Raw genomic sequence first — 24,999 nt, 5'->3', positions numbered from 1 at the left:
AAACAGTATTTAAATACATTTAATGTGTAATTTATATATAACAAAGAAAAAAACATCTATTTAGATACTTTTACTTTATTTTCATTAAAAAGTTTGCTATATTTTCCATAATTTATTCTTTCCGCCATGTTAATGCAAAATCCCTCTTTCTTTACTCTTGACACAAATCATTATATTACATTTGTGTATAGAGATATAAAAACATAACCTTTAAAGACCAATTTCTAAAAGGGGACTATTTATACTTCTTATTAAACCTAACATCCAAATACTAAACTTAATAAGAAACATACAAGCCACGACACTCACGCACCGTGGCTGAATATATACAATTGGTCTTTTCATCCTTATTGCGGATTCTTACCGCCCTTGCCCGTTCTTCGGTAACGTTTTGATAAAGGGGCTATGATCATTAATTATGAGCGCATAGATACGCTATCCCCACACTATTCTTTTTTCAAAGAACTGTATAGGTATAGCGTAATATTTATTCCATTTTGAGAAATCCCCGGAAACGTCCCCTTTTTCATCCCCCTTTTTATCGAAAAAAAAGACCTGCATTTATGCAGATCAAATATAAATTAGTGAATTTACCTAGATAAAATTACTGACGAGATTTCATATCACTTATTCTTTGGGAGACGGGAATCTTGCAGCTTCAAAATGCGTACTATTTTCTACAGTAGAAATAACTCCAGCTACGCTACTTTGTGCAAAAACCTCGACTACATCCCCTGCATTCAATTGAATTATTGATGAAACAGCTACAACATTAGCAAAGTTTATTGGACCAAAAAAATCATTATCTATTGCAATTGCCGGATTTCCATTAACTCGAATTTCTACCCGCGCTCTATAGTTTGCGTTTAGATTATTGGGAATGAACGCAATTGTTCCAATAACAGAGTAAACACCTCTTGTCTTTGGTATAAAAATGGATGTTGCAGGGTTATATTCATTTGCTAAATCAAATTGTTCATTTTGGAATAAAACTTTAACAAATGTATTTGCTGGCACATTCTGATTAACTGTGCTCACAGCTCTAAAAGCAGACGCTCTTACAAGGTTGTATTGATTATCATCAGAACAACAATTCACTTTTACATTAACCCAAGGTTTTTCCTCATGTTTTTTATCACATTTGTCATAACTCTTACTGCTTTTATGACAATCATGATATTTCTTTTTGTAATCCTTACAATAATCATCGTAGTAATAAGACATACTAGTTTCCCCCTTTTAAATTTATTACTACATACTATGTAAGATAGATTAGATAAGTTTGGACGAACTGTTACTATTTTTAATAGAATAAAAAAAGCAGAGCAACCTCATCTTAACCTATCTATATCAACACCACAAAATGCTAGAATTCCATTTCTGTTGCTTCAAAAGCAAGTTTTATATAATCCCTAAAGCCGTGGCTATCAACTGAATAGCACTTTTTTTCTTTTCATAAAACGGATCACGCTTTATCATTAATTCATTGTACACAAACGAATCTTTAACCTTCCGATTCCCCAAGTACTTCATTTCAATTATCTTGCGTTCATCTTCATCAAGAGCATATTTTAATGTCCGTTCAATTTGTTTAAAGCGTATCTCATGATTCTTATCGTCACCTTTCATTTTAGGAAAAAGAACTATACCTCCCGCTTGAGCCTGTTCTTCTTGATTCTTCATCCGGACGCACAACGCTTTGTAGTTTTTCAGTTCCCTCACCACAAGTCTTCGCATCTCCTTTTCATCGATGTCTTCAAAAAATGACAATTGATTCATACGATACGCTTCCCCTCCGTTCGATCTACTCTATTGAACTTTTACTTCATTTCCTTTTTACATCCTTCTAGAAAATCGATAGCCTCTTGAACCTGTTCTTTTGTTAAAAGTAATTCCATCACATTACCTTCTGTGTTATAAACACGAATCGTTCTTTCCTTAAACTCCATCCCTAACATTCCGTCGTCACCTAAAAGCTTTACGTTACCTTCCATTCCTTTAACCTCGTTTTCTATTCAAAGGATTATTTTATTGCGTTTTCAATCAAACTTCATTTTAAAATTCTCAGTTTCAGATGAACCACTAGACGCATACACCATATACTAATTTATATACGTTCTAGGAAAGCAGGTGTATACTATGCCTTCTGTCGTTGGAAATCTTGTCGTTCAAAACAGTAATGGTGCTTTTAATTTAGGGGATTTTTATAACGTATCTCCAAAAGAGAATACAAAATCTTATAATGGTTCAGGGGCATCAAATGTTTCTTTTGTTGTTAATACCTTTAACGGTGTTAGTGCAACGAATACATTTGATTCTGATGTTGCTGATCAAGATCAAGTTGTATCAAGTTAAAATTATTTTTTCCCTCTCCCCCTTGAATAAAACTCGATATTCCGTCAATACTGTGCATAGGCGATAGTCAAAACTCATATTAATGAACCTCTATCAGCAGTAGTTCCCTGACCCGAGCAGTTAGCTTTTGCTAGCTGTTTTTTTTATTAGAACGAATAAAATTCGATATTCAAACAATACTAATCACAATACAACTTGCTTCTTACCCAGGTTGCACTTCACATCATAGAGCAGTTATTATAAATAACTGTTCTTTTTTATTTTTTTACTTAAACTTGAAGTTTCTGTCCATACTATACATAACTCACGAAAAATTTATACTCCTTAAATTCGTGGATGTAATGTTCTTATGGCAGTTAACTTGTGCTAGCTGCCATTTATATGGGCTCTATTAAGTAATTCAACTTTTCATTTCACCGAATAAAATCCGATATTCCGGTAACACTAAGAACAAACTGCTTTCCCCAAAGTAGTTCCTTTTAGCAGTGCTTGTGAGAGCGGTTAGCTTTTGCTAACTGCTTTTTTATGTTAGTGACGAATCAAATAGTAATGTTGTATTTTTACTTGAATGAAAATCACAAGCTGCTTCAAAATATTTTTTACCACCATGTTTTAGAGCCGATGTTATATATTTACCAAAAGCTATATTCTTTTTAACTTCTTCCGCTCTTCCCTCTGCCATAACACCTGCAATCGTATTACCTGCAACTTCAGTTTGATAAATTTCATACACCTTTTCCTCGCTTTCTGCTGCAACCATAGCCCAATATTCATGCTTATTAAACTCGAAGTATTTCATATTCATTCCTCCTCGAATAAATTTCTAAACCTTGTCCATACTATAAATGCACTTGAGTTCTGAACTTCCTTCTTAATGCTTTTCTGGAGAGCAGTTAGCTTTTGCTAGCTGCTCTTTTGTTTTTTTATCACTTTTTCAATTTAAAGCTCATATATTATTTTGAAGCAAAAAATCACTGCTTCTCAAATGAAAAAAGGTATTCTTTTTACATTCATTTAACTAACTTAATTAGCTCCTCTCTGAAGAGCACTGTTCAAAGGTGCTCTTTTTATTCATCCGAATAATCCTCACAATTCTATACATACTACCTGTAAGCAGCTTTTTTAACAGTGATTGCAGCTTGGAACCTTTCGGCAGTTAGCTTTTGCTAGCTGCTCTTTGTCTGTAAAAAGCACTCAATTAACTGAACACGCAAATAATATTCTGAGTTCCTTTCTATATAAAATAGTCGTTACAAAATGAATCTCGTCACGAGAGCACTTTATTAAGTGCTCTTTTTTGATTTTTGAATACTTATCAATTGAAATTTTTGTTTAATTTATAAAATAAAACTGCTTGTCCACTTCACCCCATTCACCATCGTATATCATCCAACCACTTTGATCGTATAATTCTTCTTGCATTTTCCTGTCACTTCGTTTCTCACTTTCGATACATTCTTTAATTCCCCTTAATAATCCTTACGCTTTTATATAATTGCTTTCCGATTTCATAATTTATTTTTTGCTAACTTCACCTCCTACGACGAGCAATCATAGGAGGTGAAGTTATGAATAAAGAAAATATTATTTTACATGGAACTACTGTTGAAGCAAGTTTAATTATTTCAACACTCCTACCTATTTTTCTTCATTCACTTTACCAACAGAAGCAACAGGAGCAACAGGTTCAACGGTATTGATTTAGGAAGTGGACTCCCTTATATATATTAAAAGCTTTTTGGAGTGAACCCATGTTCCTTATATATTATGGAATGGGTTTATATTTGTGACATAAGGGCTTATTTTTTTATTTATTTTAATTTTCAAGGGCCTTTTTCTTATACTTGTGTGTTAACCAATTCATAAGTTGTAGTGTGTAAGTGGGTGAATGAATGATAAGGATGGTGTAAAAATGAGTGAATTTAAAAAGAAATTTCATATTCCATGTGAGTGTTTCCTCCCCCCTGTACCCCCACCTCAAGTTGGACCAACAGGGCCTACTGGACCGACTGGGCCTACTGGACCGACTGGGCCTACTGGACCTACTGGACCTACTGGGCCTACTGGGCCTACTGCTGTAGGATGTTGTCCATGTACTAATGTTCTTGACAATCCAGGTTTTGACGAACCACCATTAGTGGGCGATCCAGTTCCAGGTTGGAATCAAATTGGGGATGTTACAGAAGTAGGTCCTCCAAACGCTCATAGTGGTCGCGTTCTTTCAAATGGGACACTTAGTCTCTTAGCTGCTTCAATTGGACCAGGCGGTAGTATTAATCAATTGGTTGATGTTGGCGAAGGTTGTTGTTTTACGCTTTCTTTTGCTGCGGATGTAAGGGATAATGCTCTTCTTATAGCTTCTGTATCTTTCCCAGAACTTGGGCAGGGATGTCCTCCTCTCGCTGCAGATCTTGGACCATTAAATATTCCACATATTATACCTGTTATGAATCAACCGCAATCTCTTTTCCAACATTATATTCTTGTTGTGTGTATACCTCCTGGTGTGACTACAGCATGTGTTGCTTTCCAAAATATTGCTACAGGTGGGGAAGGCGCAACAGCTTTTGTTGATAATGTTGTATTTCAACCTACTGGTGGACCTTGTACTTCATGTTCACAAAATTTTTAATATATTGATGTATTTGAAGCTTTTCGTTTACTGGCCCAATCCAATAACTATTAAAGAGGGCCTTCTGGCTCTCTTTTCATATCAGAAATCACCATAATCCTGTCCCTCAACCATGACCCGGCTCACTATATATATTCATTAATAAACATTGGTTACTCTTCATTTCATTCAAATAACGCTTTTGTTTAATTTAATACGTGTTCTTTTCGATGCAGTATTCTATTACAATTAATTTTTATGTTATAATTATCTACAGCATATATATTAATAGGCACAACAAATCTCATACATATAGGAGGACCTTAATGATCCTAACTCAAGAAAAGAACATAAAATTAATTATGCATTTTCTTACCCTATTATCTTTTTTTATTCTTATTTTCTTTAGCGTCACAATTTTTTATATACCATTGATTTTTTATTTCATATGCAAATCACAAGACATTCGAAAAAATATCCTTGAAGCTGTTTTTTACCAACTATTCATTTGGATGATTACAATGATTTGGAATCTATTCATAATAAGAATCTTAATGTTATCTTTGTCTAATTTAGACTTAACTTCAAATAACGCTTTGATTATTTTCGGGATAGCTCCTTTATATCTAATACTGTTTCTTTTGTTAATTTTCGGACCTATAAAAGGAATTTTATATGTGCTACAGGCAAAAGACTTTCATTATCCTATTATTTCTAAATGGATTAAAAAATAAAAATACATGTAGAAGAATTCAGAGTTTTACTGAATTCTTTTTTTATGGACCTTTCAAAGTCTTTTACATATTCCTCCGTTCCTTCTTTTTAATAAAATTCAAAATTGGTACTACTTTGCCACCCCCTGCGCTTTCCCGAAAGCTGTGGCTCTTCGATTGATTCGTTTTAGAATTCGACTAATTTGAGTCTGAGTAACCCCTACACGTTCACCAATACTTTCTTGTGACATATGATTTGAATACATATCCCAGATCATTAACTCTCTATCTGGTAGTGTATTTATAAAAGAACGCATTACTATCTTTTCATCAATTTCTTCCGTTTTACGTGTTGAGCTTTCATCTACAAGCATTTGCTCTAGGGTTAAATCAGTATCTCCACTTCCTGATGAAAATGTTACGTCATGTAAAGAACTTGGAATTTGCTGATATCGCAAAGCTTCTTCTACATCCTCAACAGTTACGCCTAATAACTGACTAATGACCTCTGGTTTTTCTTCCGCTAATTTTTCTCTAATAATTCTGCCTTTTAAGTAGAATATTTCTCGCGTCACTTTAACTTTTTGATTATTTATAATCGCTCTAGTAGTTTCCCCATGCATTTTAGGAATCGCTAAAGTGGAGAACTTGCACCCATATGCAGGATCAAAGTCTTTTCTTGCCTTAAGTAATCCGATCATGCCGCATTGAATTAGATCCTCTATTTCTAAACCTGTATTACTTTTAATAGACTCCAAATTTGATCCGTACTTTTCCCATACAAACTTATAAACTAGCTTTTTATATTTTTTAAAAAACTCATCATCCGTCAAGGTTTTCACATCAACTATTTCAGGCATTCGCTCCACCCCTTTTAATTTCTCTCATATCTGTCGGACCTTTCCAAATACCCGCTCGTTTCCAATGTTTCTTCTTTTTCCCGACATATGAGGGGCTAAGATCATACATAATACCAATATCTTTATCCGATATACCTTGTATATTTAAATTCCTGACAACTTCAGGCGTTAAACCACTCGACTTTTCCATTCTTGGTCCGCCGTTCTTTTTAGGCTGTGTATCAAAATATCTACCCAACTGGCGTAATTCATCACCAGTCGGGCATGCCTTACATTCATTGATACTGAAACATTCGTCTGATGTACGATTGTAATAACAGCGTCTGCATTTCTGTTCAATAATGTCACCAATCTGGAATGTAAGCTCTTTTCTTTCTTCCTTTGTCAGTTTCATACCATCCACCTATAAAACTGCTTTCAGCGCTATACCAAGTGCCTGTGATCTACCTTGTAGCTCAAGACGGTGTTCACGTTCTTTTGCAGCCGTTTCTTCTGCAGCACGTATGTTGATATGCATTTTTTGAAGGTCATGATGTAATTCATGATTCTTTTCCGTAATCGCATTAAATTCATTTAGTAATGTGTTGTAATCCTCATCACGAGATTGTAGCTGATCTTGCATTAGTTTGAGTGCATCTTCCGCTTCCAGTCGAGCTTTTGTTTCTGTGATGAAATCTTGTGCTAGTTTTTCTTTTAAACCTTTTAATCCCTCATACATTTCCGATACTTCACTTAACTCTTTTCGAAGTGTATCTTTTTCACCAAGAATGTCATTTAATCGCTCTTTCCAAGAAACATCTAGCGTTTCTGCTTTCTCAATATGTTCAGCCACTATAGAATTTAATTTTGGTAGTTCAGATTTCGTTTTCTCAACGTTTTGAGGTTGCAGTAATGGTTTTGTATTCTGTGGATTCTTTGATGCGCCTACGCGTTTGATAGACGGTTGTTTTTCTTCTCTTCTTTTTGAAATATGGTGGTACAAAGTTTTTTCATTTACACCTAAGTGTTCAGAAAGTCTTCCCCAAGTCCATTTTTTCACATCTGCAGCACGTAACTTTTCAGCAGTCGTACATAATTGATCCCAATTTCTTTGTTCAGCCATATGTTCCGTTCTCCCCTCGAGTAGGCTCTCACCTAAGCTTTTTAGATTTTTACCGATTTCACAATTTTCAGCGCACCATGAAGTTTTATGGTTTTTGCAAGTGTTACTATATTTGGGAACCTTCGTACAGCCTTTACACTGATCATCTTGTATATTTAAAATCCTAAGTCGGATCTGCCGTTTCTCTTTTTTGTTCAATCCATCACCCCATATGAGATTGAAAGGCAGGTAGTACAACGAAATTGCCATACTACCAACCTGTATTTATTAGTCTTCTAATTTTTCATTGAAAGGCTTATCCTCATCAGTGACTTCATTTCCTTCAGAAGATTTTGATTCTTCAACTTGCACTTGCTCTTCTTCTGGTACAACCGTTTCTTCTGTCTCTGTTTCTTCCTTCGGTTTCTCTTCTGCTTTTGGCAGCTCTGCAACATCAGGCTGCTTCTCTTTCCATTCGTGCCATTTGATTGCTAACGGAGCAACACGTTTGCGGTATTCATCTATTACTTCGATAATTTGCCCGGATGACATATTCAGTTCGCTTGCAAGTTTCAAGTAAGACTCACCTTCCTGACGGCGCTTCACAATGTCAGGCATCTTATTAGGCATTCCGTCAAAGCTTGGTGCTAAACCACTAATGATAAACGCATCAACAATTTCACGATCCGTCTGCTCTTTTTCTTCACGCGTTTGAACCTTTTCTTCTGGAATATCAAAGTCTGCCTCTAATTGCTCATGCGATGCTTTCACTTCTTGTACGATGCCTTTATCATCTACTTCGTATTCCGTTAACGGTTTATTTGTCTTCACGTTTAATTTCACATTGTAATTCACCACAAGAGATTCGATTGAAACATCCACTTTGATATCAATCATTTCAGATAGTGCTTCCATACTTCCATTTAACGAATCATCCGTTACTTCCAAAACGATTTCCTTTTTACCACCTGGCTTAAGATTTACTTTCTTTAAGGTTGGTTTGAATTCGATATATGACATATGATCCGCTCCCTTTATCTCGCTTTTTTAAGTTTTTTCTCTTCACGTTTTAACTTGTCGTACTCATCCAATGCGATAAATCCGCCATACTTGATAACATGCTTTAAAAGAATGAGTTGTAAGTGTGGATATTTATATTCGAACACCTTCTTTTTCACCGCGAATGTTTCCGTCACCATACCCTTTATGTCTACGACTTCCACATCACCATTTGGCAAATAGACCATGAAGTCTGCACTATATGTAATTGCCTTAAATTTCTTACCGTTCTTTGTAAATGCCGGTTGCAATGTAAATCTCGGCTGTAATTCAAAGCTCGTAATTTCACCTGCAGCTTTGCGAACTTTTAAACCCGTGTAATAATCCGCTTCTGCTTTACTATCGAATACATGGCTATCAAGTTTAACTTTCTTGTTATTGTACTTACTCAATAGTTTTCATCCTGACGTTGATGATTTACTTTGTTCTTTTCCAAGTATGATTGTTCTATGTCTTCATGAGTAAAGCCGAGGTGTTTTGTTCCTAATTCCATAAACAAGTTAAAAATTGTTTCCACATCATCCGCTAATTGCAATTTACTACTTGGATAATTGTGTGCTGTATCCCACATATCTCCTACGTAATAAAATAGCTTGTTAAATGTTCCAACGATTGTTTTTTCTGTTTCATCCTCGCACCGAAACTCTATTTTCACATCTAACTGATTGCTGATACTTAAAATAAAATGCAGTCCATCCACAAACTCTGTCAGAATGGTTTCTCTTTCACTTGGGCCTTTATTACTCCAATGTTTAAAACAACCTGTTTCGTTTGCTAATTCAGCAATTTCAACCTGTAGCGCTAAGATTAAATTACTAACTAAGTTTTGACCTTCCAAACCATGTTGTTTAATAATCCGATTATCAAGTATCTTTTGTAATCCACGTAATTTTGCGATGTTCATTATCGTTTTTCCCCTTTCGCTTCACTAATTAACTGAGTGATTTCATATACAGCATTTTGTGCACATTCCATGTTTCTTCACCCCTTGAATATTTTTCAAAAATCAATACATACTATTTTCAAGCCGCTTAATCCACGGCTGGTACTTCCTTCTTTTACAGTAAGAGGCAGATTGGTTCATCACTTTTCTAATTCTTACTGTATATTTTTAAAAATATCGAAAATAATACCAACAAGCTGTTTGAACTAGCAGCTTCACTCTTCTCGCAATGGGAATGCAATTTATCACAATTAGCTAACTCATTCGACTAACTGGCAGACAACCGAAAATGTTGTCTGCTTTTTGTATGGAATTTTTCATTTTACATATACTACTTTTGAGCCTGTTGCCAATGCAAGCCATTTGGTGTTTTGAATTCCGACTAAGCTTTTTGTTGCATAGATTATTACATCTTTGACAACACTGTTTTAAAGCGCGTTTTCTGGTTATTCGTAGTTCTAATCCAGAATAATTTTTCTCCTATAAAGGACGGCAGGTACGACTGCTCGTCCTTTTTTACTTATACCGCATACTCTCCTTTTTGGGAGTTTTGCACCACTTTCCCCTCATCATCGTAGTAAGCAATTTCCCAAAAAGGATGACAGTTGTGCTTCTCAATTTCTCCATCGAACAAAACGAACAAATGAGTTTTCCAGTTTCCGACGATCGTACCCCACATGCCAGCTATATTTACTCGCATACCCATGTAAGCGAAATGCAGGTTGCGATAATTCTGCATTTTCTTGAAAGCTTTCTCTGCGCTGTACATGCGCTTGATATCAAAAACGCCTTCATTCTCGCACTTTACAAACTTCATAAATTCAACCATTGGCATTGTTAGAAATCTTGTTCTGAACTTCTGCCAGTACAGGAATCTTGCTTTTCCTTCCGTTTCCGCTACTACAAATTTTTCATTTGGCCAATGTTCGAAAATAGTTGTGAGTTTGAATTTGTAAAGGACCACCATTCTTCCACCTCTCCCTTAATTCGCAATCAACTTACGGAACAATTCTTCGTTTCTTGTGTCTAGTGCATGATCGATAAGTTGTGCTTTGGCGAGTTTTTCTAAATCATTAACTACCTGTGCTAGTTCCAATCTTTCAGTAAAAGGTATATCTGTTTCATCAGATACTTCACCTTCTAATACCTCAATGAATAACGGATATCTGGATTTATCAGCGAAGTTTAATTCAATAAAAATTGTTTCTTTTTGATTAAAACGGATCTGATCAAAAGCTTTGTCTGGATCATCAGAAACTAAATTGTTTTTATAAAATTTAAATGGTACTGTTTTTGTGCATTGCGTAGACATAAACAATGAAATTGGTTTATCGAATTTAACTCGTTCTACAAAATGAACCCTTTTTAATGCCCCTTCATTTTTCAGTAAATATTCCAAAATCCAAAGGCACTCTCTCCATTTCATTTTGTAATGCTCTTTGAACCATTCAATAAACTCACGCTTTTTCTCAACCGACACGATGCTCATGCAGTAACCCCCTTTTCCATCCTTCAAATTTTTCTATCCAAGCATTCCAATTTTCTTTTTGCGTTGCTGCTTATTTGTCCCATTATTGATCCACTCCTTTTTTCTCCGTTTGTTTTTGTTTCCCATCTAAAATTTCAACCGTATTAGTTAAAGCTGATGGTAAAGGGATTCCGATACGACCTGCATTTTCTAAAAGTGAAAGTAATTCATTCCCAATGAAGAAGAAAATCGTCGCTTCACGAATTGCACTGTTTGTTCCCATAACTGCATCAGCTTGTGTGGCTGCTGCGACCAAAAGAAAAAGCACCACCTTTTTGGCGATGCCTTTAAAACCAACTTTACTTTTTAGCTCTCCATTAATTCCTGCTGCGAATACACCGGTAATATAGTCAATTGCTGCCATAATAACAAGAACTTTCAACGTTGTATCCCGTCCTCCCAAAAAGTATCCGCAGAAGCCACCGAATAAAACTATAAATGCTTTCAGTAATACATCCATACGATCCATCTTTTCACTCCTTATTTATAATAAAAAAAGAGAGACGCTTGTCCCTCTCTTAATAAGTACTTTTATTTTTATATTTTAAATCATCCCTTTTAATATTAAACCCAAAACTGACATAGTGATTGCGCTAATAATAATTCGCAAAATCCAAGTTGTATTCATGCTAATCTTTTCTAATTGCTTATTAATTGTTGCTATGTCTTTCTCATTAATTGTTGTGCGGGTTTCTAAATTACGAATATCTCGCATGATTTCTTTTTGTTCTGCTTTTAAACTATCAATTTTCACATAAACATCTTCCAATACGTTCACATCCTTTTATCATCTTAATAAAGCAATCTTTACATGATATGAGACAACCTTATTCATGGTGAATTTATCGCAGGAAATCCCATACAAAATCCGTATTTTGTGCAAAATAAAAACAGCTTACGGCTGCTCTGATTTCTCATTTATTAATTTTCGAACTAACTCTTCTAACGTTGCTATCTTGTTGTTTATTAATGTAATCTCTTATAAATAAATTATGAATCGCCTTTAAATAAGGCGATTTTTTATTTTTTAAAATCAATAACAATCACATAAAAACGTTACTATTAATCGGAAACAATAAATTTCTTAACTTGATGGTAATGGATCATTATGTTCCTTTGACGAATTACGCTTCTTTTTATGCCGTTTCTTCACTTACTCATATCTTCTATTTTATGTAACTAAGCCAAATACTTTATCACGGTCTGGACTACGCTGTCTCGCCATCTACATTTCACCTGTCACCTCACGTTCAAGTTTTTATATTTTCATGAGTTCACTACTTATGCTGATTGCTAAATAAATTTTATTTAAAAATATTTCTCGTTTATTTGTTACGAACTTCCTTTTGGTTTGTATATAGCAATGTAAGATAAAAAAGAGCTAAGGGAGTCGGGACATGAACCTTAAAATCAAAACACCAAACGGATTTAAATCAGATTTTTACATTTCACCAGAATTTATTAGCACTATCGGATTATCCATCTTATATCTCCACCTAGCAGGAATCATTTGATTCTTACTTTTCTTTTTCGTTCGTTTGTTTTGTTAAACGCTAAATCCAATTGAGACTGCGCCTTTCAAATTATTAAGTATTAAAAATCTTAATAAAAAAGAGTGCTATAAAGATATGCACTCTTTTAAAAGGCTTTACCAATCTCGACGATCATCACGATCACGGTCATGATTACGTCTGCGACGACACTCATCACAATCGCAGTCACGTCTACAATGACAGTCGTTAAAATCGTTTCTTCTGCGTCTACGACCGCATCCGCAAAATACTAAATCATCCCAAAATCTATTGCAATCTCGAGAATGTCCAAAATTATTGTTGCATCCCATAGATATGATTCCCTCCTCTAAAAATAGAATTCATCATATTCTATGAATAAAAGTTGAAAACAGCTTGTTTACTAGCCTATGTTTTTTGTTTTACACTAATAATATTCCAATTTGCAAGTCTGCCTCGCCCCTTATCTTTCCTTAACAACAAACAAGACACCAACCAGATCATGGCAGCGTCTACGATAATTGATATTGGTCTTATCATTCGGCATCATTCCTATTTCTTAAATAAAACAGAATCAACGATTGTTAAAACTACCCAAGCTATTCCGAGAAACACTGCAATTATTGGCGTCAACCAGAAGTAGTGATACCATTTTGTGTAACTACTCATCTTCCACCATTCATGGAGTGGATTAAGCCCTATCATTTATAACAACCCTCCCCCATTTTGTTCAATAAAAAGAGAGCACCTGCGCCAGTAGATGCTCTTAATGTGATAAAGAGTTTCTTATGAGTATTGAAATAAGGTAGATACAAGCGAGTGAGCCTGTCCTACACTCTTCAATATATGTAAAGGGGCAAACGAAAAAGAGCAATCCCCTATATATAATTAAAGCACCTGTATATCAAACGTTTATATCACCAATCAACCCAGCAAATATACCAGGCTCAATAAGAAACACAAAAGCCACGACACTCACACATCGTGGCTGACTATATAAATTCAATTGGTCTTTTCGTCCTTCTTGCGGATTCTTACCGCCCTTGCCCGTTCTCCGGTAACGTTTTGATAAAGGGGCTACGCTATCCCCACACTATTCTTCTTTCAAAGAACTGTATAGATATAGAGTAATATTGATTCTGTTTTGAGAAATCCCCGGAAACGTTCCCTTTTTATCGAAAAAAAGCCCTGCATTTATGCAGGTCAAATATAAATTAGTGACTTTACTTAGATAAGATTACTGATGGATTTCATATCACTTATTCTGTTGGAGACGGAAATCTTGCAGCTTCAAAATGCGTACTATTTTCTACAGTAGAGATAACTCCAGCTACGCTACTTTGTGCAAAAACCTCGACTACATCCCCAGCATTCAATTGAATTATTGATGAAACGGCAACAACATTAGCAAAGTTTATTGGACCAAAAAAATCATTATCTATTGCAATTGCTGGATTTCCATTAACTCGAATTTCTACCCGCGCTCTATAGTTTACGTTTAGATTATTGGGAATGAACGCAATTGTTCCAATAACAGAATAAACACCCCTTGTCTTTGGTATAAAAATGGATGTTGCAGGGTTATATTCATTTGCTAAATCAAATTGTTCATTTTGGAATAAGACTTTTACAAAAGTATTTGCTGGCACAATCTGATTAACTGTGCTCACAGCTCTAAAAGCAGACGCTCTTACAAGATTGTATTGGTTATCATCAGAACAACAATTCACTTTTACATTAACCCAAGGCTTTTCATCATGTTTTTTATCACATTTGTCATAACTCTTACTACTTTTATGACAATCATGATATTTCTTTTTGTTATCCTTACAATGATCATAGTAGGAATAAGACATACTAGTTTCCCCCTTTTAAATTTATTACTACATACTATGTAAGATAGATTTAAAAGGTTTGGACGAGCTATTATTATTTTTAATAGAATGAAAAAAACCTACCAATTGGCAGGGCAGGGAAATAATATAACATGTAAAGCAGAACAACCTCATCTTAACCAATCTATACAACATTACAAAATACTAGAATCCCATTTCCGATACCTCAAAACTAAGTTTATATAATCCCCACAGCTGTAGCTATCAACTGAATATCACTTTTTTCTTTATGATAAAACGGATCACGCTTTATCATAAATTCGTTGTACACAAACGAATCTTTAACCTTTCGATTCCCTATTATCCTACGTTCCTCTTCATCAAGAGATGTTACAACGTCCGTTCAATTTGTTTAACACGTATCTCATGATTCTTTTCGTCACCTTTCATTTTAGGAAAAAGAACGATGCCCCCCGCTCGAGCCTGTTCTTCTTGATTTTTCATCCGGACGCACAATGCTTTGTAGTTTTTCAGCTCCTTCACCACAAGTCTATGCATCTCCTTTTCATCGATGTCTTTAAAAAATGACAATTGATTCATACGATACGGTTCCCCTCCGTTCGATCTACTCACTTATAAACGAATTATTTTGTTTAAATTTATACAGCATCTATTAAACACATAATAATTATAATTTTTTACTAGTATACAAGCCGTATCTTTTAAAAGAAGCACAACATAGAATAAAATACAGGACAAGACTTTCAAAAAACTTGTCTGAGTTTATTCTCAAAAAAGAGGTGAACATAAATGCCTATCGTTAAGCCCTTTATAGCTGGAAGACGATTTGTAAGTACAGCAGCAACAGGGACTGTCGCTGGAGCAGATTTAACTTTTGCTAACACAGACTTCACTGATGACACTGGTGCTGTAACAACATTCCCTGCTTCTTATGCTTTTTTAACACTTTATATTAATGGCGTTATTCAAACAGGGGATACTATTACTGGTGTGACTACTACAGCTGCTACTATTGTAGGAGGAGCTGTCCTAGATGGAGGAACTCCTATCGCAATCGAATTTACAATAACGTAAATTTAGTTATCTTTTTAGAGGTTTCATTAAAAGAAACCTCTAATTTTAAAAAATGAAGTTAATTTTAGTAGCAACTACATAATGCGGTGCATATACTATTATAGGATGATTGGTATTTATACTCACTCTTGAAAAGAGCACTTATATGGTGCTCTTTTTTAGTTTTAAACTAATACAAAATGAAATTTTTACCACATAGCTAATTGTTAAATATTTTACGCTTATACATTATAATGGAATAGTTATTGTATATTGGCATTAAGAGGAGCGTCTTGATTAAGCGCTTCTCTTTTTTTATAAAATAGCGTTTTTGTTCAAAATGATGACCTTATCTATTCGGACACATTTACAAAAAAACTCATGATATGGTTAATTAGTCGATTACCTCATTACTTGACGATTACCCTTAGAAACCCCGCAAACAATCGGGGTTTCTTTTATTAAAATAACTATTTTGTTGCATTTCCCAAGGGTTGAATTCCGAATCCTCTTTCTTTATTAAACTCCTTCATCTTTATAAAATTCTTGTAAACTCCCATATGAGATTATAGTCATTTTCTCACTCGCCATTGGTAAAGCTGCACTAACGCTAATAGAAATACTTATAGGTAATGCAATTTGCATTTGTTTCACCTTTTGGCTACATTTCACACAGAACTTGTCATTTGTTCCATCTTCCATGTCAATCCACTTATGTTTGCATTTCATTCTGTCCCTCTCGCCTTTAGATAATTTTCTGCGAATCGTAATTTCTGACCAATATACGAATCATTTTCTTCTCCACCACTTGCCAACCAATCTCTTACATGATTATGAATATCTTGAAGAACTACTAAAGGTAATTGTGAAGAAAGCTTATTTATTTGCTCTAAATATGTCATTTCTTTCTCTCTCCTGAATAAAACTCAAAATTCCGTCAATACTTTAGACACATGGTTATCTTTCTCCGATTTTCTTATAAAAGCAGTTAGCTTTTGCTAGCTGCTCTTTTATTTGTGACCAAGTGAAATCTTTACTAAAAATAATGAACTTTCAAAGCTACTGAATTGTAAATATAAATACACTACTATATATCTATAAAGGGGCGTTTTTATATAAATCCATATCAAAGAATATCTTTTATAATGATTATTTTAGTACCACTCCTTTTCTTAACTGTCACCCTAGTAACTGGTCGATAGGGGTTCTTCTTTTGGAGCCCACTGCCTAGTTTTATAAGTGGGATAATAGCTTTCAACTCTATAAAAAAACACGACAGTAGAAAAAAACTTTACAAAGTGTGCCTTTACAAGGCGCTCTTTTTTACATGTACTTACCAAATAGTATTTTTATTGAATTTTCATTGACTTTACGTTGACCTTTTGTTGACTTTTTCTTCACATTTAAAAGAAACGAACATACGATATTGTATGTAGTCTCTCCGCTCATAGGGATCTACCTTTCTTATCGAAGAGCATGCTTATATGTGTGCTCTTTTTACTTACAATGAAATAACAATTTTATTTAATATCCATTTCCTCTTGCATAAGAACTACAGTTTTAAACATTACTTGCTCAAAATCTTTTTCATCCATGTATGGCTTTACAATCTCTAGAATCGCAATAACCCATTCAAATTTGTTCACATTCTCACTTATATAACTACATATAAATATTAAGTTTCTCATTTAATTAACCTAGTGTTATAATGCAAGAGATTGATAATCATATTTATCTATTAAAGAAGGGTTCTCAAATTTCAGCACCTTGACGCATACCGTTAGGGGCTGAACTACTTTGTTGCGATAAGAATGATGTAATATTTATCATTTACAATAAAACTAAAAAAGAACACCTTAAGTCGGTGCCCTTCTTGCAAATATCAACCTTTATGTAATTGAACATACAGATAAAACTAATCCCCCAAATGTAATTGCACCTAGTAATCCTAATACAAATCCAGTTATGCAAATACAATCAGCAAGACAAATGGAAGACTGCGATAATGGAACAAATGACCTACTTGTACTCGATCCATATTGTTTTATTTTCTCATAATTCATATCTAACATTAATTGTAGACATGCTATACCTTCCTCAATAGAATGAAGAGATTCTTTTTCTAATCGATCCAATAATTTACTATTAAAAGTAATTGGAAGAGGATACCGTTTATCTAATTTCATATGTTGATAAATTAATTGTAAACGAGATAATATATTATTTTTCTTTTTTTCACATGTTACTGTGTGTTTCATTTTATTAAATTCATTTAATAACAGTGTCAATTCATCTCTGTTTCCGTATAAATCCCTTGCTATTTTTCTCTTTAGTTTGTACGAATGGATAATAGATTTAAGTTCAATCATTTTAATACACTTCCTAATAGAATTTTACTTACCTCAATATTTTAAAAATAAACAGTACTTTTAAATCTTATTTAAAATACACTCAAGTATCTTCATTTACTATCGATTAACATTACATTAATCTTACATAGTTGTAATAATTGCTTTCGCTACCCACTAACTAGAAGCAACAGATTCCTTATTTGATGGTAAAAATATAAAAAAGCAATGATTAGGTTTTAAGTCTAGTCATTGCTTTATATATCTTATCTTGATTTACAACTAAAAATCTAAATATCATTCTTTCACTTGAATGCTACATGTGTTTTTATTAAATTCTTTAATAAAAATTATATAATACTTCACTATTGGATTCCTTTTTTCTCTTATCAATATTCATATGTTACAATAGTACCAGTTGTATCAGTAGTACCATTAAAACCACTAAAACAATTAGAACAACTACCACAGCCGCCACAACCTCCACAACCTCCACAACCAAAACAACCGAAGCAACCAATACAACGGAATCCACCACAACGAAATCCACCACAGCGACCTGCACAACCTCCACAACGACCACAACCGCCACAGCGACGAGCAGCATCTTCAATATAGTAATATGGATATTGGTTTTGTTGGTCCCAATACACAATATTTCCAGATTGGTAATCATTAAGGCTTAACGCTTGTAGTTCTTGTTGAAACTTATTCATTTTCATTACCTCCGTTTATAAACTTCAACTTTTCCAATGCTTTCTTATATTTCTGTTCGTTAAATCTAAGTAGAAATAGCGCTATAAACTAAGTTCAATACGTACCCCTACAAAATATGACCTATCACTAGATAATGCACCTTGTTCATATACCTATTTTTAGGTTATTTTTTCCATAGGCTCATTTTTATAAATTGAAAAAAGACGCACTTAGATTGATGCGTCTTTTTGCGATACTTCTTTTGTGAAATCATATACATAAGTATTATCCATACCCCTACTCATTATCCAATGACATCTTCTACTTCTGTATTCACTGGCCACTTTTCTAAAGTATAAGCCATTTCCCAAAATGAATATTCATATTGACTACTAATAATAAAATGCTGTTTCATTCGCTTCCGGTCAGACTTTGTCACTTTTTCAGCGATAGTATCTAACCGTGTAATTTGCTCTTCAACTAATGTACGGAACCAATCAGATCCATAAGCAGAAATCCATTCGTTATAAATTGGCTCTTCTGGCTGACATTCTTTTAAACGCTCCCCAATTTCATAATACAACCAATAGCAAGGTAAAATTGCTGCAATGATATCGCCTAAATGTCCTTCATACGCAGCACGATACATATGTGAAGTATAAGCGTATGCAGTTGGAGCAGGGATAAAATTATCTTTCTCTTCTTGTGTTATCCCTAGTTTCTTCGCAAAGTTCTCATGTAAAGATAATTCCGCCTCGTATGTATTTTGAGCATGGTGTGCCATACGAGCTGTCGTTTCTAATTCCAGTGCTTTTGCAGCTCCTAAAGTTTGTACTCTAGCGAAGTGACTCAAATAATATGAATCTTGAAGTACGTAATAGCGAAAACTAGCTAAATCTAACGTTCCTTCACCAAGTTGTTTTACAAAAGGGTGATGAAAACTAGCTTCCCAAATTGAATCTACTTCTTGACGTAATGATTGTGAAAATGTCATTTAAATCCCTCCAATAAAGTATAAAATTTAAGTATTTACCCACAGTTATTAAATCTGTAAAATAAAAAAACTTTCTTTACAAACGTAAAGAAAGTGAAATTGACAGTATTTATTCATAAAATAGTAATGTCTTCCCACTTCCCTACGCTAGTATTAACCAGATCAGGTACTAAGAGTCTCAAATTCTCATTTGATCTCAGCCTATAATAGGCCCCCCTAGTGGATAAATATTTAATTTTCGTATTGTATTCATCATAACATACTTCATGTTACTGTCAAAAGTATTCATGATAGCGCTTCTTAAAATCCTTCTTCTTTTCTTGCTTTTAATGAAGTTTCAATAATCATATCTAATAGTTTACTATAATGAATACCAGCTGCATCTGCACTTTTCGGTAGTAAACTTGCTTGTGTCATCCCTGGTAATGTATTAACCTCCATTACATATGGAATTCCGTCCTTTACCATCATATCCACCCTTGCATAAACGCTGCATTTCAATGCTTTATAACAAGCCAGTGACGCTTTGTTTACACGTTCCTTCAATTCTCCTGGAAGTTCGATAACTTCTTCAATTGTACTAACATCATCATATTTTGCATTGTAATCAAAGAACTCAGCTGCATGTCGGATTGAAATAATAGGTAACTGTTTTCCATCAAAAATTGAACATGTAATCTCATCACCTTTTATATACTTCTCTATTACTACTTCAGAATCCCATTCAAACACAGTTTCCAGCATTGAAATTAATTCATCTTTATCATATACAATCTTTACCCCAACACTTGATCCACCAGAGTTTGGTTTTACCACTAACGGAAATCCTAACTTCTCTAATTCATCAAGATTTAGATCCGCCATTTTTGTAAGTTCAATCCAATCGGGTGTTTCTATACCTTCATAGCGTAAAATCTTTTTCGAAATATTTTTGTCCATACATATACCGCTAGATAACATATTGCTCCCGCTATATGGAATACCTAAACTTTCAAGCGTGCCTTGAACCGTCCCATCTTCTCCATATTTTCCGTGTAATGCAAGCAGCGCAAAATCAATGTCTTTCGCTTTTTCGATTAAATCCATTTTTTCATTTAACGTAATTGGTACGATTTCATATTTATTTTTATCTAAATTTGCAATCATTTCATTTCCAGTCATAATTGATACTTGTTTTTCAGAGGATACTCCCCCCATAATAACGCCAATTCTCATTTCCTCAACTCCAAATTTCAGTTTTTATTGTATCACCGATTATTTTGATTCCACGAACTATTTCTTCTTCTTTCAGACGTGAAAATCCTAATCGAAAAGTAGTCGCTCCTCCTCCATCAGAATAAAAAACATCTCCTGGAGAAAATGTAACCCCTTGCTCATAACACTTTTGTAAAAGTGTGCGGGCATGAATTTTTTCTTCTAACTCTATAAATAAATGAAGTCCACCATCACCGGTCATTCTTTGAAACGGAATGTACTCGTTACACGCCCCAACAGCTAATTCATATTTCTTCTTATAAACTGATCTTGCCTTTTTTAAATATTTTTCAAAATATCCTTCATGTAAATATTGAAATAGAACAGCTTGATCTAACGTAGATGTGTGAATCGTTCTTGCTCTTTTTACACTTTCTAAATGATGAATCAGTTCTTTATCGGCGATGATCCAGCCTACACGTAAACCAGGGAAAAGTACCTTTGAAAAGCTACTAATATAAATTACATTATTACCAGCGCCAGCAAAAGTTAATAATGGTGCTAAGTGTGAACCTGAATAACGTAGCTCTTCATTAAATCCATCTTCTATAATAGGAACCTTATATTTGGAGAATAATCTCATCAGTTCCGTTCTTTTCTCCGAACTCGTAACAATACCGGTTGGATTATGATAGGAAGGAATTAAATATGCGAAATCAAACTCTTTTTCACGCAAACTTTTTTCTACTTCGTTCGTATCGATGCCATCTTCATTCATATTAATTCCGTGAACTTCAAGTCCATGTAAACGGAAAAGCTTCAATGCAGCATGGTGAGTTGGATTCTCACAAATAACCCGCCCTGATTTCTTCGATAACGAGGATAGCACGATGTCTAATCCTTCTGTAAATCCATTTGTAATTAAAATATCTTTGTTCGAAATATCTACACCTTTCATTTCCATATAATGAAGTAGATAATTCATTAAAGGTCTATAACCTTTTGCGTATCCGTAGTTTAATACGACATCCCCTTCAATGGACATACGAGTAAGAAAAGCTCTTTTGAAATTTTCCACATCAAATAGCTTTTCGTCCGGAGCAATGCTATTAAAAACAATCATTCCTTTTTCCCAGCGAACACCATGTTTCATTAAATCTAATTCATCCGCTAATAAGGTAACTGTATTAAGTTTATGTTTCCAATCTATTTCAACAGACGAAGTGTTCGATATATCAACCTTCGCTACAAAATTCCCTTTCCCTTTAACTGCATAAATGAGTCCTTCTTGCTCTAAATCCGCATAAGCAGCGAGTACAGTATTTCTGCTCACACTTAGTAATTCACTTAGTTCCCTAGTTGAAGGGATTTTTTGATCCCCGAGCAAATGACCTTTCATAATCATCTTTTTCAAATAATCTTTCAATTGAATATAAACGGGACGATCTTTCACAACTTTAAAATCTTTAAACAATTCCTTACCCCCTGCAATCATTTTTGCATATTTATTTCATTCTCAAAAGGTCCACTACATATGTATTTTTTATAAAGGGCGGTACGGTCTTATAAAGTGGAACTTTAATCAATGGGGCTGATTATCACCCACTGATTATTATCCCTTAGTAACAGGCATTTTACTGCCTATTACTAAGGGATAAATCTTTGCGGTATAAGTTAATTACATCTTTTAAAGCTGCTGCTGCGGCTCCACGTGGATTGGAAGCACCACCAATTGTAGTAACTTGCCCCATCGTATCTGTAAAGAACGTAATTCCTTTTTCTGTTCCATTTACTTTTGCTAGTGGATGATCTTTATCTATTTCGTACGGTTCCACATGAAGAGCCACTTTACCATCCTTATCCTTATATGCTGAAGCTATTAATTTAATATATTTATTTTGTTCTTTAGCATTTCGAATTTGTTGTTTTGTAACATGTTCAATACCCTTTATATGTATATCAGTAAGCGTATTTTCTGTTCCCATTAAACTGTTTGTCAAAAGTAACAATTTACACGCACTATCAGAACCACTTACATCTAATATTGGGTTCGTTTCAGCAATTCCTTTACTTTGCGCTTCTTTCAGTGCTTCTTCAAACGTAATATCTTCCTCATTCATTTTCGAAAGGATATAATTTGTAGTCCCGTTTAATATTCCTTCTATTTTTTCAATATGGCAACCAGCTAAACTAAATTGACCAATATCAAGTGTCGGTAATGCCGCCGCAGTTGCACCACTATATCGAATTCGTACATTTGCGATTTTTGCTGCTTCATTTATTTCTCTCCAGTTTGTAACGAGTGCGCCTTTTGAAATTGCTACAATATCCATATGGTTCTCAATCGCTTGTTTTATATATTGTTTTCCTGGATTTCCATCTTTAAGGTTTGTAACTGTTGATTCTACTAATACAGTTCCACTTATGCTAGTTGTTGCTCGTTCCTCTGGATGATGTTCAATGTATTCTTCAATTGCAGCGCTACCGCCACCATACATTAATAAGTGATGAATAGATAATCCATCCTCATTATGTATTGCAACATTTCTACCTAATACAGCGCTTACCACTAAATCTATTCCATATGATTCATTTATATATAAATATTTTTCATTTAATAATTTTATAAACTCTCTTCCTACTGTCCCATATCCAGATAATACAACTTGAACTTTCATAATATCCCCCCATATTTTTCTACCATATCCCTCTTTCAATATAATATAAAGCGCCCTCGAATTCCATCGAGAGCGCTTTATTATTACCTATTTCGGTAATCTTGATAATTTTTCTGCAATTGTTCTATAAAACTCTTGAATGCTAGAAAAACCTAACGTATCTGAAACACTAAGTCCTACCATATCGAGATGGTCCCAATTTACTTTTGTTTCAATATGATTCCATTTCCCAATCTGTAAATGCTCATTACTATTTACAATAGCATTAGATGAGGGCGCGACCATAGAATTTGTATTTACTACACCGTCATTTTGCCACCAAGAAGTATCAATTAATGGTCGATTTTCTTCATATCTTGCATAGGAACCTAAGAAAAACGCATTACCCATTAACACCTTATTCATCGTTATATGAGGTAGATGTAAACCTGTTATAGGTGCCGCTTGTGATGCATGACCACTATATGATAAGTAATACACATCTGATTGCGTTTTTACCCAATTATTAAGCTCCTTTGCACCATCTGTACTTAAATCCCATTGACTTATATCTTTTGTATCTTCCCAAAGTGAACTATTTACAATACGATCAGTATATTGGAAAAAAGACTCTCCAGTATTCTTTTTTATACCCCATTGATCCAATTTAAAATCATATAACGATAAATTATTATTCCCTCCAAAACTTGCAGCTGTAATGAGTAAATCTTTAACGAACGGTAGTAGAAGACTACCATCCGCAAGTGTCGTGCCATTGTGAGGAGTTGCTAATGTTGTCACACTATGAACATATGATTTCTTGCCCTCAAATAGTGGTGATATATTCGTGTTCGGATGATTTTTCACATGATTTTTTTCTTCAAAACTACCTTCTTTTAATAGCTGTACTAATGTTCTAATTGTTTGTCCGCCCATGCTATGCCCAACTAAATGAACTTTATTTGTTTCACTCCAATTCGGTGCAAAACCACTATAAGTTCTACCAAAACGATTATGTCCATGTTTCTCAGCATGTGCGGCACCGTAGTCTACTGTACCTCCATTAATTTGCGCATATAATTCACATGCACGATCCCAGTTACTAGAAACTGGTCCAACAGCAGCAGTATGTACTGTATAGCCACTTCTTTTTAAATCTTCTTGTATATCATGAACACCACCCCAATATTTAACCCCTAACATTTCCTCTCTACCCCACCCAGCAAATCCATTCACTAATATGATAGGATAATCATTTTGTTGTTTCTCTTCAGCGTAAGTTATTTTTGCTGCGAATAAAAACACAGTCCCTATTGCGAATAAACATATTTTTAAAAATAATTTCCCCATGCTTCCTCCCCCTAATAAAACGTTTACATTTCCCTATTAAAAATGAGTTCTTAACTTAAACATAATGTAAAGTATTTTATATACATTGTATATAGAGAAAACATACACAAATGTTGATAAATATTAATTCAAGTGAGGAATTACTTTTTACAATATAACTTGTAAATCTAATTATTTAAATTTATAATTA

33 protein-coding genes and 1 riboswitch are annotated in these 24,999 nt (G+C 34.2%); of the genes, 5 read left to right on the top strand and 28 right to left on the bottom strand.

Going from position 1 to position 24,999, the window contains the following annotated elements; all coding sequences use genetic code 11:
- Nucleotides 1–627: 627 nt before the first annotated feature.
- The 3 genes from ACU8YW_RS12765 to ACU8YW_RS12755 all read right to left on the bottom strand — a co-directional run bounded on the left by ACU8YW_RS12765 (nt 628) and on the right by ACU8YW_RS12755 (nt 1,994).
- Nucleotides 628–1,224: a complement C1q domain-containing protein gene (locus ACU8YW_RS12765; protein WP_446894084.1), complete on the bottom strand. Its 597-nt coding sequence runs from the start codon at nt 1,222–1,224 to the stop codon at nt 628–630.
- Nucleotides 1,225–1,401: 177 nt separating this feature from the next.
- Nucleotides 1,402–1,779: an ArpU family phage packaging/lysis transcriptional regulator gene (locus tag ACU8YW_RS12760; protein WP_446894083.1), complete on the bottom strand. Its 378-nt coding sequence runs from the start codon at nt 1,777–1,779 to the stop codon at nt 1,402–1,404.
- A 41-nt stretch (nt 1,780–1,820) separates the two neighbouring features.
- On the bottom strand, nt 1,821–1,994 hold the full coding sequence (locus ACU8YW_RS12755; RefSeq protein ID WP_446894082.1) for a hypothetical protein: 174 nt from the start codon (nt 1,992–1,994) through the stop codon (nt 1,821–1,823).
- Nucleotides 1,995–2,139: 145 nt separating this feature from the next.
- Here ACU8YW_RS12755 and gerPF point away from each other — a divergent pair, with 145 nt between their 5' ends.
- Nucleotides 2,140–2,355: a spore germination protein GerPF gene (gene gerPF / locus ACU8YW_RS12750; protein ID WP_061884034.1), complete on the top strand. Its 216-nt coding sequence runs from the start codon at nt 2,140–2,142 to the stop codon at nt 2,353–2,355.
- Between the two features lie 523 nt (nt 2,356–2,878).
- Here the strand turns inward: gerPF and ACU8YW_RS12745 are convergent.
- On the bottom strand, nt 2,879–3,154 hold the full coding sequence (locus ACU8YW_RS12745) for a YosH family protein (RefSeq protein ID WP_446894081.1): 276 nt from the start codon (nt 3,152–3,154) through the stop codon (nt 2,879–2,881).
- Nucleotides 3,155–3,923: 769 nt separating this feature from the next.
- Between ACU8YW_RS12745 and ACU8YW_RS12740 the strand changes: the two genes are divergently transcribed.
- From ACU8YW_RS12740 to ACU8YW_RS12730, 3 genes are all read left to right on the top strand, one after another.
- Nucleotides 3,924–4,055, top strand: coding sequence for a hypothetical protein (locus tag ACU8YW_RS12740; protein WP_446894080.1), 132 nt, complete (start codon nt 3,924–3,926; stop codon nt 4,053–4,055).
- 212 nt (nt 4,056–4,267) lie between these two features.
- Nucleotides 4,268–4,987, top strand: coding sequence for a collagen-like protein (locus tag ACU8YW_RS12735; protein ID WP_446894079.1), 720 nt, complete (start codon nt 4,268–4,270; stop codon nt 4,985–4,987).
- 305 nt (nt 4,988–5,292) lie between these two features.
- Nucleotides 5,293–5,700, top strand: a complete 408-nt coding sequence (locus ACU8YW_RS12730; RefSeq protein WP_446894078.1) for a magnetosome magnetite crystal formation protein family — start codon at nt 5,293–5,295, stop codon at nt 5,698–5,700.
- Between the two features lie 110 nt (nt 5,701–5,810).
- Here the strand turns inward: ACU8YW_RS12730 and ACU8YW_RS12725 are convergent, their stop codons facing one another.
- From ACU8YW_RS12725 to ACU8YW_RS12655, 14 genes are all read right to left on the bottom strand, one after another.
- Nucleotides 5,811–6,539: a sigma-70 family RNA polymerase sigma factor gene (locus ACU8YW_RS12725; RefSeq protein ID WP_446894077.1), complete on the bottom strand. Its 729-nt coding sequence runs from the start codon at nt 6,537–6,539 to the stop codon at nt 5,811–5,813.
- Nucleotides 6,532–6,933 carry a hypothetical protein gene (locus tag ACU8YW_RS12720; RefSeq protein ID WP_446894076.1) on the bottom strand — a complete coding sequence of 134 codons (402 nt, stop codon included), beginning with the start codon at nt 6,931–6,933 and terminating at the stop codon, nt 6,532–6,534. Before ACU8YW_RS12720 ends, ACU8YW_RS12725 begins: the two co-directional genes overlap by 8 nt.
- A 9-nt stretch (nt 6,934–6,942) precedes the next feature.
- A complete protein-coding gene (locus ACU8YW_RS12715; protein WP_446894110.1) occupies nt 6,943–7,641 on the bottom strand; it encodes a hypothetical protein in 699 nt (232 codons plus the stop codon).
- 267 nt (nt 7,642–7,908) lie between these two features.
- Complete coding sequence (locus ACU8YW_RS12705; RefSeq protein ID WP_446894075.1) at nt 7,909–8,640, bottom strand: 2-methylcitrate dehydratase; 732 nt, start codon at nt 8,638–8,640, stop codon at nt 7,909–7,911.
- A 14-nt stretch (nt 8,641–8,654) separates the two neighbouring features.
- Nucleotides 8,655–9,071, bottom strand: a complete 417-nt coding sequence (locus tag ACU8YW_RS12700; RefSeq protein ID WP_446894074.1) for a DUF1064 domain-containing protein — start codon at nt 9,069–9,071, stop codon at nt 8,655–8,657.
- Complete coding sequence (locus ACU8YW_RS12695) at nt 9,068–9,583, bottom strand: dUTP diphosphatase (RefSeq protein ID WP_097908713.1); 516 nt, start codon at nt 9,581–9,583, stop codon at nt 9,068–9,070. The genes ACU8YW_RS12700 and ACU8YW_RS12695 overlap by 4 nt, the downstream gene beginning before the upstream one ends.
- 559 nt (nt 9,584–10,142) lie before the next feature.
- Entirely contained in the window at nt 10,143–10,589 is a 447-nt protein-coding gene (locus ACU8YW_RS12690) for an MFS transporter (protein WP_257131281.1), read from the bottom strand.
- Between the two features lie 15 nt (nt 10,590–10,604).
- Nucleotides 10,605–11,111 carry a YpiB family protein gene (locus ACU8YW_RS12685; RefSeq protein ID WP_088063570.1) on the bottom strand — a complete coding sequence of 169 codons (507 nt, stop codon included), beginning with the start codon at nt 11,109–11,111 and terminating at the stop codon, nt 10,605–10,607.
- Nucleotides 11,112–11,193: 82 nt separating this feature from the next.
- Nucleotides 11,194–11,619, bottom strand: coding sequence for a phage holin family protein (locus tag ACU8YW_RS12680; RefSeq protein ID WP_088063569.1), 426 nt, complete (start codon nt 11,617–11,619; stop codon nt 11,194–11,196).
- A gap of 75 nt (nt 11,620–11,694) precedes the next feature.
- Complete coding sequence (locus tag ACU8YW_RS12675; protein ID WP_000390479.1) at nt 11,695–11,919, bottom strand: hypothetical protein; 225 nt, start codon at nt 11,917–11,919, stop codon at nt 11,695–11,697.
- An 879-nt stretch (nt 11,920–12,798) separates the two neighbouring features.
- Nucleotides 12,799–12,993 carry a hypothetical protein gene (locus tag ACU8YW_RS12670; protein ID WP_080000129.1) on the bottom strand — a complete coding sequence of 65 codons (195 nt, stop codon included), beginning with the start codon at nt 12,991–12,993 and terminating at the stop codon, nt 12,799–12,801.
- A 220-nt stretch (nt 12,994–13,213) separates the two neighbouring features.
- Nucleotides 13,214–13,366, bottom strand: coding sequence for a hypothetical protein (locus tag ACU8YW_RS12665; protein ID WP_157639288.1), 153 nt, complete (start codon nt 13,364–13,366; stop codon nt 13,214–13,216).
- 554 nt (nt 13,367–13,920) lie between these two features.
- Entirely contained in the window at nt 13,921–14,517 is a 597-nt protein-coding gene (locus tag ACU8YW_RS12660) for a hypothetical protein (protein ID WP_000122592.1), read from the bottom strand.
- A 369-nt stretch (nt 14,518–14,886) separates the two neighbouring features.
- A complete protein-coding gene (locus tag ACU8YW_RS12655; protein ID WP_142291749.1) occupies nt 14,887–15,096 on the bottom strand; it encodes a hypothetical protein in 210 nt (69 codons plus the stop codon).
- A gap of 210 nt (nt 15,097–15,306) precedes the next feature.
- Here ACU8YW_RS12655 and ACU8YW_RS12650 point away from each other — a divergent pair, with 210 nt between their 5' ends.
- The gene (locus ACU8YW_RS12650; RefSeq protein ID WP_001123250.1) at nt 15,307–15,591 is read left to right on the top strand and encodes a DUF4183 domain-containing protein; all 285 of its coding nucleotides are present in this window, start codon (nt 15,307–15,309) and stop codon (nt 15,589–15,591) included.
- Between the two features lie 498 nt (nt 15,592–16,089).
- On the opposite strand, the gene ACU8YW_RS12645 is transcribed toward ACU8YW_RS12650, so the two are convergent.
- From ACU8YW_RS12645 to ACU8YW_RS12600, 10 genes are all read right to left on the bottom strand, one after another.
- Nucleotides 16,090–16,299: a hypothetical protein gene (locus ACU8YW_RS12645; protein ID WP_223270653.1), complete on the bottom strand. Its 210-nt coding sequence runs from the start codon at nt 16,297–16,299 to the stop codon at nt 16,090–16,092.
- A complete protein-coding gene (locus ACU8YW_RS12640; RefSeq protein ID WP_170958655.1) occupies nt 16,296–16,472 on the bottom strand; it encodes a DUF6877 family protein in 177 nt (58 codons plus the stop codon). The genes ACU8YW_RS12645 and ACU8YW_RS12640 overlap by 4 nt, the downstream gene beginning before the upstream one ends.
- 618 nt (nt 16,473–17,090) lie before the next feature.
- Nucleotides 17,091–17,216 (bottom strand): hypothetical protein, encoded by a 126-nt coding sequence (locus tag ACU8YW_RS12635; protein ID WP_255258668.1) that lies wholly within the window; start codon nt 17,214–17,216, stop codon nt 17,091–17,093.
- A gap of 243 nt (nt 17,217–17,459) precedes the next feature.
- Nucleotides 17,460–17,939, bottom strand: a complete 480-nt coding sequence (locus ACU8YW_RS12630; RefSeq protein WP_176549881.1) for a homoserine dehydrogenase — start codon at nt 17,937–17,939, stop codon at nt 17,460–17,462.
- A 368-nt stretch (nt 17,940–18,307) separates the two neighbouring features.
- Nucleotides 18,308–18,640 (bottom strand): heterocycloanthracin/sonorensin family bacteriocin, encoded by a 333-nt coding sequence (locus ACU8YW_RS12625; RefSeq protein ID WP_088063568.1) that lies wholly within the window; start codon nt 18,638–18,640, stop codon nt 18,308–18,310.
- Between the two features lie 278 nt (nt 18,641–18,918).
- Nucleotides 18,919–19,608: a thiaminase II gene (gene tenA / locus ACU8YW_RS12620; protein ID WP_088063567.1), complete on the bottom strand. Its 690-nt coding sequence runs from the start codon at nt 19,606–19,608 to the stop codon at nt 18,919–18,921.
- A 122-nt stretch (nt 19,609–19,730) separates the two neighbouring features.
- Nucleotides 19,731–19,836, bottom strand: a riboswitch (TPP riboswitch).
- 72 nt (nt 19,837–19,908) lie between these two features.
- The gene (gene ddlB, locus ACU8YW_RS12615) at nt 19,909–20,823 is read right to left on the bottom strand and encodes a D-alanine--D-alanine ligase (RefSeq protein ID WP_088063566.1); all 915 of its coding nucleotides are present in this window, start codon (nt 20,821–20,823) and stop codon (nt 19,909–19,911) included.
- A 4-nt stretch (nt 20,824–20,827) separates the two neighbouring features.
- Nucleotides 20,828–22,276 carry a MocR-like pyridoxine biosynthesis transcription factor PdxR gene (pdxR, locus tag ACU8YW_RS12610; protein WP_046959518.1) on the bottom strand — a complete coding sequence of 483 codons (1,449 nt, stop codon included), beginning with the start codon at nt 22,274–22,276 and terminating at the stop codon, nt 20,828–20,830.
- 160 nt (nt 22,277–22,436) lie between these two features.
- Nucleotides 22,437–23,480, bottom strand: coding sequence for a homoserine dehydrogenase (locus tag ACU8YW_RS12605; RefSeq protein WP_088063565.1), 1,044 nt, complete (start codon nt 23,478–23,480; stop codon nt 22,437–22,439).
- Between the two features lie 87 nt (nt 23,481–23,567).
- Nucleotides 23,568–24,809, bottom strand: coding sequence for an esterase/lipase family protein (locus tag ACU8YW_RS12600; RefSeq protein WP_426934565.1), 1,242 nt, complete (start codon nt 24,807–24,809; stop codon nt 23,568–23,570).
- Nucleotides 24,810–24,999: the final 190 nt, after the last annotated feature.

The sequence above is a fragment of the Bacillus pretiosus genome, assembly GCF_052947655.1.
Note: the sequence above shows the minus strand (reverse complement) of the source record. Positions and strands in the feature narration are given on the sequence as shown.

What these genes read in the sequence shown, in the direction of transcription:
- ACU8YW_RS12765 (WP_446894084.1), bottom strand. Translation starts at nt 1,224, where the DNA reads ATGTCTTATTACTACGATGATTATTGTAAGGATTACAAAAAGAAATAT.
- ACU8YW_RS12760 (WP_446894083.1), bottom strand. Translation starts at nt 1,779, where the DNA reads ATGAATCAATTGTCATTTTTTGAAGACATCGATGAAAAGGAGATGCGA.
- ACU8YW_RS12755 (WP_446894082.1), bottom strand. Translation starts at nt 1,994, where the DNA reads ATGGAAGGTAACGTAAAGCTTTTAGGTGACGACGGAATGTTAGGGATG.
- gerPF (WP_061884034.1), top strand. Translation starts at nt 2,140, where the DNA reads ATGCCTTCTGTCGTTGGAAATCTTGTCGTTCAAAACAGTAATGGTGCT.
- ACU8YW_RS12745 (WP_446894081.1), bottom strand. Translation starts at nt 3,154, where the DNA reads ATGAAATACTTCGAGTTTAATAAGCATGAATATTGGGCTATGGTTGCA.
- ACU8YW_RS12740 (WP_446894080.1), top strand. Translation starts at nt 3,924, where the DNA reads ATGAATAAAGAAAATATTATTTTACATGGAACTACTGTTGAAGCAAGT.
- ACU8YW_RS12735 (WP_446894079.1), top strand. Translation starts at nt 4,268, where the DNA reads ATGAGTGAATTTAAAAAGAAATTTCATATTCCATGTGAGTGTTTCCTC.
- ACU8YW_RS12730 (WP_446894078.1), top strand. Translation starts at nt 5,293, where the DNA reads ATGATCCTAACTCAAGAAAAGAACATAAAATTAATTATGCATTTTCTT.
- ACU8YW_RS12725 (WP_446894077.1), bottom strand. Translation starts at nt 6,539, where the DNA reads ATGCCTGAAATAGTTGATGTGAAAACCTTGACGGATGATGAGTTTTTT.
- ACU8YW_RS12720 (WP_446894076.1), bottom strand. Translation starts at nt 6,933, where the DNA reads ATGAAACTGACAAAGGAAGAAAGAAAAGAGCTTACATTCCAGATTGGT.
- ACU8YW_RS12715 (WP_446894110.1), bottom strand. Translation starts at nt 7,641, where the DNA reads ATGGCTGAACAAAGAAATTGGGATCAATTATGTACGACTGCTGAAAAG.
- ACU8YW_RS12705 (WP_446894075.1), bottom strand. Translation starts at nt 8,640, where the DNA reads ATGTCATATATCGAATTCAAACCAACCTTAAAGAAAGTAAATCTTAAG.
- ACU8YW_RS12695 (WP_097908713.1), bottom strand. Translation starts at nt 9,583, where the DNA reads ATGAACATCGCAAAATTACGTGGATTACAAAAGATACTTGATAATCGG.
- ACU8YW_RS12690 (WP_257131281.1), bottom strand. Translation starts at nt 10,589, where the DNA reads ATGGTGGTCCTTTACAAATTCAAACTCACAACTATTTTCGAACATTGG.
- ACU8YW_RS12685 (WP_088063570.1), bottom strand. Translation starts at nt 11,111, where the DNA reads ATGAGCATCGTGTCGGTTGAGAAAAAGCGTGAGTTTATTGAATGGTTC.
- ACU8YW_RS12680 (WP_088063569.1), bottom strand. Translation starts at nt 11,619, where the DNA reads ATGGATCGTATGGATGTATTACTGAAAGCATTTATAGTTTTATTCGGT.
- ACU8YW_RS12670 (WP_080000129.1), bottom strand. Translation starts at nt 12,993, where the DNA reads ATGGGATGCAACAATAATTTTGGACATTCTCGAGATTGCAATAGATTT.
- ACU8YW_RS12665 (WP_157639288.1), bottom strand. Translation starts at nt 13,366, where the DNA reads ATGATAGGGCTTAATCCACTCCATGAATGGTGGAAGATGAGTAGTTAC.
- ACU8YW_RS12660 (WP_000122592.1), bottom strand. Translation starts at nt 14,517, where the DNA reads ATGTCTTATTCCTACTATGATCATTGTAAGGATAACAAAAAGAAATAT.
- ACU8YW_RS12655 (WP_142291749.1), bottom strand. Translation starts at nt 15,096, where the DNA reads ATGAATCAATTGTCATTTTTTAAAGACATCGATGAAAAGGAGATGCAT.
- ACU8YW_RS12650 (WP_001123250.1), top strand. Translation starts at nt 15,307, where the DNA reads ATGCCTATCGTTAAGCCCTTTATAGCTGGAAGACGATTTGTAAGTACA.
- ACU8YW_RS12645 (WP_223270653.1), bottom strand. Translation starts at nt 16,299, where the DNA reads ATGAAATGCAAACATAAGTGGATTGACATGGAAGATGGAACAAATGAC.
- ACU8YW_RS12640 (WP_170958655.1), bottom strand. Translation starts at nt 16,472, where the DNA reads ATGACATATTTAGAGCAAATAAATAAGCTTTCTTCACAATTACCTTTA.
- ACU8YW_RS12630 (WP_176549881.1), bottom strand. Translation starts at nt 17,939, where the DNA reads ATGATTGAACTTAAATCTATTATCCATTCGTACAAACTAAAGAGAAAA.
- ACU8YW_RS12625 (WP_088063568.1), bottom strand. Translation starts at nt 18,640, where the DNA reads ATGAAAATGAATAAGTTTCAACAAGAACTACAAGCGTTAAGCCTTAAT.
- tenA (WP_088063567.1), bottom strand. Translation starts at nt 19,608, where the DNA reads ATGACATTTTCACAATCATTACGTCAAGAAGTAGATTCAATTTGGGAA.
- ddlB (WP_088063566.1), bottom strand. Translation starts at nt 20,823, where the DNA reads ATGAGAATTGGCGTTATTATGGGGGGAGTATCCTCTGAAAAACAAGTA.
- ACU8YW_RS12605 (WP_088063565.1), bottom strand. Translation starts at nt 23,480, where the DNA reads ATGAAAGTTCAAGTTGTATTATCTGGATATGGGACAGTAGGAAGAGAG.
- ACU8YW_RS12600 (WP_426934565.1), bottom strand. Translation starts at nt 24,809, where the DNA reads ATGGGGAAATTATTTTTAAAAATATGTTTATTCGCAATAGGGACTGTG.